This is a genomic window from Brucella sp. LJL56, assembly GCF_054871705.1.
Window position 1 is genome coordinate 1195388 of the sequence record NZ_JBTXLQ010000001.1, and the last position, 12552, is coordinate 1207939.

Genomic DNA, 12552 nt, shown 5'->3' on the forward strand with positions numbered 1-12552 from the left:
CCGAAGCGGTGGACCAGCCAGAAAACCTGTCAAAACGGCCCGCCAATTGGTTTCCCAAGGGCGGGCCATGAAGTCACGAAGCGAGACTAGAGCTCGCCAGCATCCTCAAGGATCTGCGTTGCCTTCTTGGCTGCATCGTCAAGCGCCTGCTGCGAGGTCTTGTCGCCAAGAATTGCTGCCTGAAGCTCAGGATAGACGGCGTTGGAAATCTCGATCCATGACGGGGTCTGCGGAACCGGGAAAGCGGTCTTTGCCGTTTCCTGGAACACCGAGAGCACTTCCTTCTTGTATGGATCGGAAGCAGCCTGTTCGATGACATAATCCCAGACAGCGGTGCGGGTTGGCAGCGTGCCGGCGGCCGATTCCTGCTTCTGCGAATCCTCGTTGGTCAGGAACCAGACGAGCGAAGCAGCAGCTTCCTTGGTGGCGCAGGATTCGGTGACCGAGAAGCCGTGATGGCCCGACCAGCCGGTGCGCTTGCCGGAAGAACCTGTCGGAGGCGGAACGATACCGACATTGCCTGCGACCTTCGACGACTTTGGATCGTTGAAATAGGTCGCCCAGCCCGGCCAATCCAGGTTGATTGCGATGGTGCCGGATGCAAAGCCAGCGCCCAGCTCATCCCACAGATAGTTGGTGGTGCCTGCAGGAACGGCCTTGGCCTTGTAGAGATTGACGAACCAGTCGAGCGCACGGACACCGGCTTCAGAATTGAAAGCAGGCTTGCCGTCCTTGAGATATTCGCCGCCTTCAGCGACCAGCATTTCATAGAAGCGGCCATTGATGGCTTCTTCCTTGCCCGCAAACTGCGTGCCGTAGAAATTCGGCGGATCGGCAAAGAACACAGCCTGATCGGAAACTTCTTTCCAGGTCTTTGGCGGCGCCAGATCGTAGCCGTATTTTTCCTTGAACGCGGTCTTCTTGGCATCGTCTTCGTAAAGGCTCTTCTGGTAGTAGAGCGCCGAGACGTCGAACTGCGCGCGCGGCAGCATGACCAGCTTGTCGTTAAGCGTCGAAGCCTTGATTACCGATGGTACGAAGCCTTCGATTTCTTCTTTTGGAAGCAAACCATTCAGGTCGGCATAGAGATCAGGATATTGCGGCGCAAAAGACGAATGGTTGGAGCCGACGCACCAGTTGATCGAGCCCGACGCGATATCCGACTTGATTTCCTTGTCCAGTTCGAAATGGTTCTTCTTGGACAGGATGTTGACCTTGGCACCGGTCGCCTTTTCCCATTCGGCAATGCGCGAATAAAGCGCTTCATATTGCTGACCGCCGATCAGCTTGGCGTTTACGGTTACGCCTTCGAATTTACCCGGCAAATCGGCCGCGCCAGCGGACCCCACTGCCAAAGCCAATAGAGCCGTTCCTGCCAGGCAGGACGCTTTGAAACTCATCATGCTTCTCCTCCTCACGACGGACTTTTCCCCGGTCCGTCCCCAATTGTGAATTTGGTATTTATATGCAAACATATTATTCAAAACCGGTCAAGGCGAGTTTCCGCACATTTGCGACTTTCGCATTCAGGGTTGTTCGTATATGAAGAATAATATTCATGAGGGGAGCCAACTTGGAAACAGACGATCGCTACCGCGCGCCTGCGCTGGACAAGGGACTGGATATTCTGGAACTGCTTGCGAGCGTGGATGGCGGGCTGACACAGGCAGAAATTGCCAAGCACCTCGACCGCAGCCCCAACGAGTTTTACCGAATGCTCGACCGTCTGGTGAAGCGCGGTTACGTGACCAAGCTTGAGGGTGACCGCTATTCACTGACGCTCAAGCTGTTCGGTCTTGCACATCTTCATGCACCGGTGCGCAGGCTTGCATCCTTTGCCACGCCCTTCATGCGTGAACTTGCCGACCGCTCGAGACAGGCCAACCAGCTTGCCGTGTTTGATCGTGGTTCCGTCGTTGTCATTGCACAGCAGGAGGCTCCGGATTACTGGGGCATCTCAATCCGCGTCGGTTCGCATATCAGCCTGTTCGATACCGGTTCAGGCCATGTGCTTCTTGCCTTCCGTTCGCCGGAAGACCGCAAGATGATGATTACCGAATATGTGAAAGACAGCGAAAGCGTAAAGCTTGATGAGAATTTCTACGAGCGCCTCGACCAGATTCGCGAACGCGGCTATGAAATGATGCCCAGCGCCCAGGTGGCAGGCGTCTACAACCTCTCGGCTCCGATTCTCGGCCCGGATGGCACATGCATTGCCTCACTGACCTGTCCCTATGTGACACTCGTCAATTCGGCTTCAGCACCCGACATTACGCAGACCATCAGCCTGCTTCAAAAGACCGTCAAAGACCTGTCGAAGCTGGTCGGCTCCGACATCGGGGCAACCGACTAAGCAATGCCGATAATTCTTATTTGAAAACTCTCTTCTTTTTTGAAAGTATGTCATCGGAGGAGAGTTTTCATGATTATCGATACCCATCTGCATCTGATAGACAAAAGCGCGCTGACTTACCCATGGCTGGGGGATGTACCGGCGCTCGACCGCGACTTTCTGTTTGAGACCTATCGGAAGCAGGCTGAGCGCTGCGGCATCAAGGCGGCGCTGCATATGGAAGTGGATGTGGCGGTGGAGGCCATTCAGGCTGAAACGGACCACATTCAGGAGATATCCAGAAGATCAGGCGGTTTCATCAAGGGTGCAATCGCCTCCTGCCGCCCGGAAGAGCCGGGATTTGCGGAATATCTGGAGCGACAGCGCAGCAATTCTTTCGTCAAAGGCTTTCGCCGCGTGCTGCATGTCGTGCCTGATGACGTTTCCGAGGGTGCTCTTTTCCGCGAGAATATCAAGCGGCTGGAAGGCACCGGCCTGACCTTCGATCTTTGCACGCTGCCGCACCAGATCGACAAGGTGACGGCACTGGCCGATCTAGCGCCGGACATGCAATTCGTGCTCGATCACTGTGGCGTTCCGGACATCAAGTCAGGTGCGCTGGAAGTCTGGCAAAAGGGGATTACCGAGATTGCGCAGCACGACAATGTGACGGCAAAGATTTCCGGTGTGATCGCCTATGCCGATGCTGAAAGCTGGACCGTCGACACCGTGCGCCCCTATGTCGAGCATGTCATTCAATCCTTCGGCTGGGAGCGGATCGTGTGGGGAAGCGACTGGCCTGTCTGTACACTTGCAAGCAATGTCGATGCGGGGCTTTCGACGTGGGTGGCGACAACCCATGCGCTTCTTGAAGGATGCAGCGAAGACGAAAAAGCGCTGCTTCTCTCCGAGAATGCAACGCGTCTCTGGAAACTTTAAAATTGATCAGGCTGGCGGTAAGCCGCCAGCCTTTCCGTATAAATCAGAAGCTTTCGCGGAAAAGCCGGTTGAGATCGACAACGACATCTTCCGCCTTCTCATTGTCCAGCAAGCCCTTGTTGATGCGCTCGGAGGCCGCTTCCTGAAACGGCATATAGCCATCGTGACGCGGACGCACCCATGCACCTTCCAGCGTCGCGCGCGTGTCGCGATAGAAGTCGGACGTCGCCGCATTCACAGTGTCATCTTCCCAGGCTGTCGCATGTCCCGGCTGACCGTTGGAAGCCGCATAAAGCCCCTTCTGCACGTCACCGCTCGCCACCCAATAGGCAAAGTCGATAGCGGCTTCCGGATGCTTGCTGAAGGCTGAAACTGCAATACCAGTCCCGCCCAGAGCCGATCCTGCAACACCCGCCGCGCCCGCTGGAATATCGGCAAAGCGGATCAGGCGGTCGCGGAAACCCGGCATGGCGTAATTCACATAGCCGTAGATCAGCGGTGAGCAGGCAATATCCGAATCTGGCTTTGCCATTTCCTCGAACACGGCAATCGGATCCATGCCGAAGCATTCCGGCTTTACCAGCGAAGCGATCTCGCGCAGTTGCTCGAAAGCTTGTGAGCCATCCTCAACAGAGATCAGCTCGCCTTCAACCGCGCAAGGCGTTCCGGCATTGGCAACGAGTGTATAAAAGCACATCAGCGAGTGCGGCGAGCGCAGTGGCAGCAGAACTTTCCCGGCGCGGGCAAGACGCAGCACCTCGCCCCATGAGATGGCTGGTTTGTCCATGAGATCGGGACGCCACGCCTGAACCTGCGTGGCCGCATCCAGCGGAAATGCCCATTGCCGCCCCTGCCAGTTATAGCTCGGGAAGGATTGACCGACCGAACCATCGGCCAGCGCTTTCAGTTCGGCTTCGCGACCCGGCACATCAAGCGGCAGCAGACAGCCTTCCTTGGTGATCTGGCCCACATGCGGATGGTCGATCACGATCATATCGAAATTGCGTGCCAGTTCCTCGACCGGAAAGGTCTCGAAGTCCTGTAGCGACCGCTTTTCCCACTCGATTTCAACGCCTTTGTCCGCAAGCCATTGTTCGGCACCCGCAACCATCGGATCGTAGCCGCGCGGGTGGCTCCAGGTCATGCCTTTGAGCTTGATCGTGCTCATAGCCCGAACTCCTCGCGAATCTGCTGGCTACTCTCGCCAATGCGCGGCGCGGCGCGTGCCACCTTCGGGCGCTGTCCATTGATGCGCAGCGGGGAACGTGTCGTGGTGATGGAAACATCATCTTCGCGCGTTACCGTCTGGAGCATGTCGAGAACGGAGAAACCTTCGCTTGCAAGCAGTTCTTCCCAGTTGAGAACGCGGGCGCACCAAATATCAGCCGGTTCCAGAATGGCGAGCCATTCATCGACGGTCTTCTCGGCAATGCGATCAGCGATCAGGCGCTTGATGTCATCACGTTTGGCAAAAGCGCTCTTGGGATCATCGGCAAACGGGATGAGCGTATCCGCCTCCAACAGTGGCGCCAGTTTCGCAATCGGCATCATGGCGATGGCAAGATAACCGTCCGCAGCCGGATAGACGCCATAGGGCGCTGCAAGATAGGCGTGGGCGCTGCGGAAATCGGAGCGTTTTGGCAGGCGACGACCGTCGTTCAGGTGGGTTGTCAGCACTTCAAACTGGAAATCAACCAGCGCTTCGAGAAGGCTGGTTTCGACATGCGCACCCTTGCCCGTCACACCCCGGCGAACCAGCGCTGCGAGAATTCCCTGTGCGGCCGCAGCCCCTGCCAGCATATCGGCAACCGCCAGACCGAAAGGCACGGGCCCCTGTCCTTCATCCCCATTGAGCCACATGAGGCCCGAACGCGCCTGCGCCAGCAAATCCTGTCCCGGACGCCCGACCCACGGCCCCTCTGCGCCATAGCCGCTGATCGATGCATAGACGAGACGCGGATTGATTTCTTTGGCTGCCTCATAATCAAGACCAAGACGCTTGATGACACCGGGACGGAAGTTCTGGATCAGCACATCGGCCTGTGTGAGAAGCTTTTTCAAAGCAGCCAGATCATCAGGATTTTTGAGGTCAATCGCAAGGCTGTCCTTGCCGCGATTGATGGCATGAAAAATCGTGGAATCACCGCCAATCTCCGTGTCGCTCAGATAAAGCCTGCGCGAGAGATCGCCGCCATCGGGCCGTTCAATCTTTATCACGCGTGCGCCCAGATCCATCAGACGCAACGAGCAATAAGGCCCCGACAGAAACTGGCTCATATCGACAACAACAAGCCCGCTCAGCGGCAGTTCGCTTTCCGACATCGGGAAATTCCCTCCTCATGAATTTCTTATGTGAATATAGTATTCACATATGGATTTATGGAAGGCAAGACTGAAATTGGGCTTAGAATGCAAAAACGCCGCCCGGTTGGGCGGCGTTTTCAGTCCCGATTTGATGAATGGGCCCGATTTGATGAATTGGATTGTGTTAGACCTCGTTGCTGGCCAGTTCCAGCAAGGTCCAGACGTGATCCGCGAATGAGTTCCACACTTCGATCCGGTAGTGATCGGCATCCCACTTCAACAGAATGATCTGGGCATGATCGAAGATCGTGCGGGCAGCACCCGGAGCCTTCATCTGCGAAAGGTCAAGCGGGGAAGCGGCATTCAACAGCCATTCGGCCTGGGGACCGGAAATATCGATGCCGGTTTCGCGATGACTAACCTCAGTGAGGCTATGAGGCTCGGTTTCATAAAACTTGGCAAAGGCCTGCACGATAGCTGCGCCCTTGGTTTCCTCGGCCCAGATATACCATTCATCCGGTCCGATGCAGGCGACAGCAATATCGCCACTGCGCGTAAGACCACCGATCTTGGCCGGGATTTTTGCGCCCAGTGCCTTTTCAGCCTGGCCAAGTTTTGCCGGAGCAATGCGCAGGATGAAGCGGGCGGCGTCATCGGCGGCATGGATTTCCAGACGACCGGGAATGACGACCTTGCGGTTCGAATAAGGTTTGGTTTCAACAAGCATGGTTCAATCCTTATCCGTTCAGTTTCTTGCCTTCGGGATCATAGAAGACCATGCCCGAAACAACCGCTTCATGTACTGTACCATCCGGCATCGGCATATAAAGCGTTTCGCCCATACGATCCTTGCCGCCTGATACCACGGCCATGGCGATAGACCGGCCCATCGCCTCGCTCCAATAGGACGAGGTGACATGGCCGAGCATAGTCATCGGCAGCGCCTGCTTTGGATCGGCAACAATCTGCGCACCTTCTTCCAGCACCAGCTTCGGATCGTTGGTCAACAGACCCACGAGATGCTTGCGATCTGATTTCAGCATGTCCGGACGCGCCAGCGAACGCTTGCCAACGAAATCCGGCTTCTGCTTGCCGACAGCCCAGCCTAGGCTTGCATCATCCGGCGTAATTGTGCCGTCAGTGTCCTGACCGACAATGATATAGCCCTTTTCAGCGCGCAGAACGTGCATGGTTTCGGTGCCGTAAGGCGTGATGTCATATTGCTGGCCGGCCTCATAAAGCGCCTTCCAGAGTGACAGGCCATACCGCGCAGGCACGTTGATTTCATAGCCCAGTTCGCCGGTGAAGCTCATGCGGAACAGACGCGCTGGCACACCAAGGAATGTGCATTCCGCCACCGACATATGCGGGAAGGCTTCGTCCGAAATATCCAGACCTTCAACCATTGGCTCGATGAGCTTGCGCGCATTCGGGCCATTGATTGCAACCACTGCCCACTGTTCGGTGGTCGAGGTCAAAGAGACTTTCAGCTCCGGCCATTCGGTCTGGAGATAGTCTTCCATCATATTGAGAACACGCGCGGCACCGCCGGTTGTGGTCGTCACATGGAAGCGATCCTGTGTCAGACGTCCAACAACACCGTCATCGCGGATAAAGCCATCTTCACCAAGCAACAGACCATAACGGCAGCGCCCGACACCAAGCTTCGTCCATGGATTGGTGTACATGCGGTTCATGAACTCCGCTGCATCCGGGCCGACCACTTCGATCTTGCCAAGGGTGGAAGCGTCGAACATGCCGAGCGACTGGCGGGTCGCCTTGCATTCACGCGCCACGGCCTGATGCATGTCTTCGCCCGCTTTCGGGAAGTACCATGCGCGACGCCAAAGCGAGACCGGCTCGAAAGCAGCACCATGCTGTTCGGCCCAGCTATCAATTGGCGTCTTGCGCGTCACGTCGAATAGCTTACCGCGATTGTAACCGCAGAAAGCACCAAAGGTTGTCGGCGTATAAGGCGGGCGGAAAGTGGTGAGACCAACCTGCGGTGTGGGACGCTTGAGCGCGTCGGCTGCGACGGCCAGACCGTTGATGTTGGAAGTCTTACCCTGATCGGTTGCCATGCCATTGGTGGTATAGCGCTTGACGTGCTCGATGGAATGGAAACCCTCGCGCACCGCCAGACGAATATCCTTGGCGGTCACATCGTTCTGGAAATCGATGAAGGCCTTGGCCTTGCCCGGATCGCGATCGGTTGGCAGTTCGCGCACACTGATGCCATCGCAGATGAAATCACCGGCCACCGCATATTCAGATGCCTTGGTCTTATGCCCAGCATCATTGGCTGCCGCAGCACCCGCTTGTGCGCCTTCGTGCAACGCAGCCTGCAAATCGAAATTGCCATTGCCTGCACCGGCACAGCGGCTTTCCTCGGTGCGTTCGCCCGGCAGATAGATTTGGCGCGCCTCATCCCAGACGAGCGAGCCCTTTGTGTGCGAGAACAGATGCACGCTCGGATTCCACCCGCCAGACATCAGCAGCACATCGCAGGCAATCGTGCGCGCAGCACCAACCGAGCCGTTAGAAACCGGATTAGCGCGAACCGACGACACGCGATGGCGTCCGCCGGTATCCGTCACAGTCCAGCCGGTCAGCGTTTCGATGCCGAGCATTTTGGCGCGGTTGACGAGGCTGTCGGCAACGTTTGAACGCACATCGATGATGGCTGGAACCTTGACGCCTGCAACAGCGAGATCGAAAGCCGCAAGCCATGCGCTGTCATGCGAGGTGATGACGACGGCCTGATTGCCGACCTTGACGCCATAGCGATTGAGATAGGTGCGTGCGCTCGATGCCAGCATCACGCCGGGACGATCATTGCCTGCAAAGACCAGCGGCTTTTCAATCGCGCCCTGCGCCAGCACCACCTGTTTTGCGCGCACGCGCCACATGCGTTCACGCGGTGCATTGGCGGCAGGCTTTGCCTGATGATCGGTCAGGCGTTCGCAAAGGCCGACCATGTTTTGATGGTAATAGCCGATGGCCGTCGTGCGCGACAAAAGCGTGACATTCGGATTGGCCTTGAGCGCTTCTATGGTTTCATTGAGCCAGTCCCAGCTTGCGCGGCCATTGATGACCGGCTCCGGTTCCGACAGAAGCGAGCCGCCAAATTCGGCCTGTTCGTCAACGAGGATAACCTTCGCACCGCTTTTTGCGGCCTCTAAAGCAGCCGCCAGACCGGCAGGTCCACCACCGGCGATCAGCACATCGCAGAAGGCATAGCGGCTGGCATAGGTGTCCGGGTCCGGTTCGGAAGGCGATTTGCCAAGACCGGCAGCGCCACGGATGAAAGGCTCATAGACCTTGTTCCAGAAGCTTTTCGGCCACATGAAGGTCTTGTAGTAAAAGCCTGCCGAGAAGAACATGTAGAACGCATCATTGATCGCGCCGACATCGTGCTTCAGCGACGGCCAATGGTTCTGGGTTTCGGCCTTCAGTCCGTCATAGAGTTCCAGCACCGTGGCGCGGGTATTCGGCTCAAACCGGCCCGGTCCACGCGAGACACCCATCAGCGCATTCGGCTCTTCGGAACCGGCAGAAAGAATGCCGCGCGGGCGGTGATATTTGAATGAACGACCGGCCAGATGTTCGCCATTGGCAAGCATGGCGGATGCCAGCGTGTCGCCTTCAAAGCCGGAATAGGTCTTGCCGTTTAAGGTGAAGCGAACGGACTTGGCCTTGTTGACACGGCCTTTGTTATGAATGCGCATATCGGTCATTATTTCGTCTCCGCAGCCGGAGTTTCTGCCAGAGCAGGACGGGGTTCACCAGCCTTGTAGGTAGTGACGAACTTGTCGCTCACCGTATCGCGCACCGCATTGAAGAAGCGACCGCAGCCGTTGATATGCCGCCAGCGTTCAAAATGTGTGCCGCGTGGATTGGAGCGCGTGAACAGGAAATCGCGCCATTCATCATCGGAAAGCGTCGATGGGTCGGCAGGACGCGCAATATGCGCTTCGCCCGCATAGGCGAATTCAAGCTCTGGGCGTTCCATCTCGCAATAAGGGCAACGGATAAGAAGCATTTGTGTTTCTCTTATTTTTTCAACGCATTTCCGAACGGAAAACCGGTTTCCACTTTTCCTGGAAATGCTTTTAGTGCGCGACAGCGGCGGCGGCCGCTTCGTCGATCAGACGACCGGTGGTGAAGCGTTCCAGCGTGAACGGCGCGTTGATCCAGTGTGGCTCGTCGCGCGCGATGGTGTGAGCGAAGACATGCGCCGAACCCGGCGTCGCCTTGAAGCCGCCCGTGCCCCAGCCGCAATTCACAAAGAGGCCCGGCACCGGCGTCTTACCGATAATCGGCGAGCGATCCGGGGTGACGTCAACAATACCGCCCCATTTGCGCAGCATTCGCATACGGGTGAAGATCGGGAAGACTTCGCAGATGGCCGCAAGCGTATGCTCGATCAGCGGCAGACCACCGCGCTGGCTGTAAGACACATACTGGTCCGTACCGGAACCAATCACCAGCTCGCCCTTGTCGGACTGGCTGATATAGGCGTGAACCGTGTTGGACATGACCACGCAAGGGAAGATCGGCTTGACCGGCTCGGAAACAAGCGCCTGTAGCGGGAAGCTTTCAAGCGGCATACGAACGCCTGCCGTGTCCATGACAATGGATGTGCTGCCAGCAGCGGAAACCGCCACCTTCTTCGCCTTGATGAAACCGCGTGGCGTATCGACGCCAGTCACGCGACCCGATACATCGCGACGAATGGCCGTTACCGGACAGTTCTGGATGATATCAACGCCGCGCTCCGTCGCACCGCGTGCATAGCCCCATGCAACCGCATCATGACGGGCCACGCCGCCGCGCCGCTGCAAGGTGGCACCCACCACCGGATAACGGGCATTGGCCGAGATATCGAGCGGCGGGCAATATTCCTTCGCCTGCTCCCTGGTCAGCCATTCATTGTCGATGCCATTGAGACGGTTGGCATGGATGTGACGCTTGAAGCTCTGCACATCATGCACCGTATGCGCCAGCATCATCACGCCGCGCTGCGAGAACATGACATTGTAGTTGAGGTCCTGGCTGAGACCTTCCCACAGCTTCATCGCATGTTCGTAAAGATGCGCGCTCTCATCATAGAGGTAGTTGGAGCGGATGATCGTGGTGTTGCGCCCGGTATTGCCGCCGCCAAGCCAGCCTTTTTCGATGACCGCGACATTGGTGATGCCATGTTCCTTGGCCAGATAATAGGCGGCACCCAGACCATGCCCGCCCGCGCCGACGATGATTACGTCATATTCGGCCTTGGGTTCGGCATTCGGCCATTGCGGCTTCCAGTTCTTGTTGCCGGAAAGCGCATTTTTAATAATAGAAGCTGCAGAAAAACGGGACATGGACAACCACCAGTTTCGCGACTGCAAGCGCCATGTCGGCGCAAGCGAAGCCTTTGATGATATTTCTATTGTTTCCGTTTCAAACCCGACAGCAGGCTTGCGTCAAAAGACGCCACAAATACGACATGCCCACCATTTCGCGACATCTCGTCCGCCCATGCAATTGTGCGCGCGTCTGCAACCTGACGGTAAAGCAGTTTCAAAAATCGCCCCTGTAAAATAGGACAACATTATTGTCCTTTTCTCTTTTCTTTTATTGCGCAAAGGTCTAGGCATTCTTTCGTAAAATCGCGCCCAAAATAAAAGAAACGCAAGAAAGGTGATTCCGTGACTAAGGAGAATCTACTCGAAAGCGCACTCGTTCGTCTGGACGAAGCGGCAAGCCACATCAACATCGATGCGGATGTCATCGAGAAGCTGAAATATGCGCGTGAGACCATGAAAGTGCGTCTGATGATTCGTATGGATGACGGCTCGCGCAAATCCTTTCTTGCATGGCGCTGCCGTTATGACGATACGCGCGGCCCGACGAAGGGCGGCATCCGCTATCACCCGGAATCGACTGCGGAAGAAGTCGAGACGCTGGCCTTCTGGATGACTTTCAAATGCGCGGTCATGAACCTGCCTTATGGCGGCGGCAAGGGTGCGATCCAGGTCGATCCGCGCCAGCTCTCCAAGGCTGAGCTTGAGCGCCTTTCGCGCGCCTACATCCAGGCTTTCTCCGGCATTATCGGGCCGGATCGCGACATTCCGGCACCCGATGTCTACACCAATTCCATGATTATGGGCTGGATGGCAGACGAATATTCCCAGATTGTCGGACAGTCCTCGCCTGCCGTCATCACCGGCAAGCCGCTGGCGCTTGGCGGTTCGCTCGGACGCAATGATGCAACCGCACGCGGCGGCTTTTATCTGGTGCGTCATTTGTCGCACGATCTGGGCCTTGCTTCGCAGCTTCGCGTCACGGTTCAGGGTTTCGGCAATGCCGGTCAGTTCATCGCCAAGCTGATGGCAAGCGATGGTCACAAGATCGTCGCCGTATCGGATTCGGCCGGTGCTGTTTATTGCGCCAACGGCCTTGATCTTGATGCGCTTCTCGAAGCAAAGGCACAGAACAAGTCCGTTGTTTCAACCGCTGGCCAGAACGGCCATGAAGCCATCACGCCGGATGAGCTGGTTGCAGCCGAATGCGATGTTCTCGTGCCAAGCGCCATGGAAAACATGATCCACGCAGACAATGCGGCATCCATCAAGGCAAAGCTGATTGTCGAATTGGCCAATGGTCCTGTCACACCGGAAGCCGACAAGATCCTGGAGGAAAAGGGCGTCGTCGTTTTGCCGGACATTCTGGCCAATGCCGGTGGCGTGACGGTTTCCTATTTCGAATGGGTGCAGAACCGTCAGGGCTATTACTGGACGCTTGAAGAAATCCATGAGCGCCTGAAGACCATCATGGAACGTGAAGGCCGCGCCATCTGGAACCATGCCAAGCAGCACAAAGTAACAGTTCGCTCGGCAGCTTATGTCCATGCGCTGCAGCGTCTTGCACAGGCCATCGAGGCACACGGCACGCAAAACGATTTTGCTGCCTGATCCAGCCTTCTGACATCA

11 protein-coding genes are annotated in these 12552 nt (G+C 56.8%); 4 read left to right on the forward strand and 7 right to left on the reverse strand.

Annotated features, from left to right (window positions below; all coding sequences use genetic code 11):
• Window positions 1-86: 86 nt before the first annotated feature.
• Window positions 87-1400: an ABC transporter substrate-binding protein gene (locus ACYSN1_RS05830; RefSeq protein WP_461725286.1), complete on the reverse strand. Its 1314-nt coding sequence runs from the start codon at window positions 1398-1400 to the stop codon at window positions 87-89.
• Window positions 1401-1558: 158 nt separating this feature from the next.
• On the opposite strand from ACYSN1_RS05830, the gene ACYSN1_RS05835 reads away from it, so the two are divergent.
• A complete protein-coding gene (locus ACYSN1_RS05835; RefSeq protein WP_461724794.1) occupies window positions 1559-2353 on the forward strand; it encodes an IclR family transcriptional regulator in 795 nt (264 codons plus the stop codon).
• 69 nt (window positions 2354-2422) lie between these two features.
• Window positions 2423-3271, forward strand: coding sequence for an amidohydrolase family protein (locus tag ACYSN1_RS05840; RefSeq protein WP_461724795.1), 849 nt, complete (start codon window positions 2423-2425; stop codon window positions 3269-3271).
• A 43-nt stretch (window positions 3272-3314) separates the two neighbouring features.
• Here ACYSN1_RS05840 and ACYSN1_RS05845 read toward each other — a convergent pair whose 3' ends face one another.
• From ACYSN1_RS05845 to ACYSN1_RS05870, 6 genes are all read right to left on the reverse strand, one after another.
• The gene (locus ACYSN1_RS05845) at window positions 3315-4439 is read right to left on the reverse strand and encodes an extracellular solute-binding protein (RefSeq protein ID WP_461724796.1); all 1125 of its coding nucleotides are present in this window, start codon (window positions 4437-4439) and stop codon (window positions 3315-3317) included.
• Window positions 4436-5593 (reverse strand): CaiB/BaiF CoA transferase family protein, encoded by a 1158-nt coding sequence (locus tag ACYSN1_RS05850; RefSeq protein ID WP_461724797.1) that lies wholly within the window; start codon window positions 5591-5593, stop codon window positions 4436-4438. Before ACYSN1_RS05850 ends, ACYSN1_RS05845 begins: the two co-directional genes overlap by 4 nt.
• Before the next feature lie 166 nt (window positions 5594-5759).
• Window positions 5760-6302, reverse strand: coding sequence for a sarcosine oxidase subunit gamma (locus ACYSN1_RS05855; RefSeq protein WP_461724798.1), 543 nt, complete (start codon window positions 6300-6302; stop codon window positions 5760-5762).
• Window positions 6303-6312: 10 nt separating this feature from the next.
• Entirely contained in the window at window positions 6313-9312 is a 3000-nt protein-coding gene (locus tag ACYSN1_RS05860) for a sarcosine oxidase subunit alpha (protein ID WP_461724799.1), read from the reverse strand.
• Window positions 9312-9617, reverse strand: coding sequence for a sarcosine oxidase subunit delta (locus ACYSN1_RS05865; protein WP_313827857.1), 306 nt, complete (start codon window positions 9615-9617; stop codon window positions 9312-9314). Before ACYSN1_RS05865 ends, ACYSN1_RS05860 begins: the two co-directional genes overlap by 1 nt.
• A gap of 70 nt (window positions 9618-9687) precedes the next feature.
• On the reverse strand, window positions 9688-10941 hold the full coding sequence (locus ACYSN1_RS05870) for a sarcosine oxidase subunit beta family protein (RefSeq protein ID WP_461724800.1): 1254 nt from the start codon (window positions 10939-10941) through the stop codon (window positions 9688-9690).
• On the opposite strand from ACYSN1_RS05870, the gene ACYSN1_RS05875 reads away from it, so the two are divergent.
• Both ACYSN1_RS05875 and ACYSN1_RS05880 read left to right on the forward strand, forming a co-directional pair.
• On the forward strand, window positions 10940-11164 hold the full coding sequence (locus ACYSN1_RS05875) for a hypothetical protein (RefSeq protein ID WP_181394217.1): 225 nt from the start codon (window positions 10940-10942) through the stop codon (window positions 11162-11164). The genes ACYSN1_RS05870 and ACYSN1_RS05875 overlap by 2 nt on opposite strands.
• 104 nt (window positions 11165-11268) lie before the next feature.
• Window positions 11269-12534 (forward strand): Glu/Leu/Phe/Val family dehydrogenase, encoded by a 1266-nt coding sequence (locus ACYSN1_RS05880; protein ID WP_461724801.1) that lies wholly within the window; start codon window positions 11269-11271, stop codon window positions 12532-12534.
• The last annotated feature ends 18 nt before the right edge of the window (window positions 12535-12552 follow it).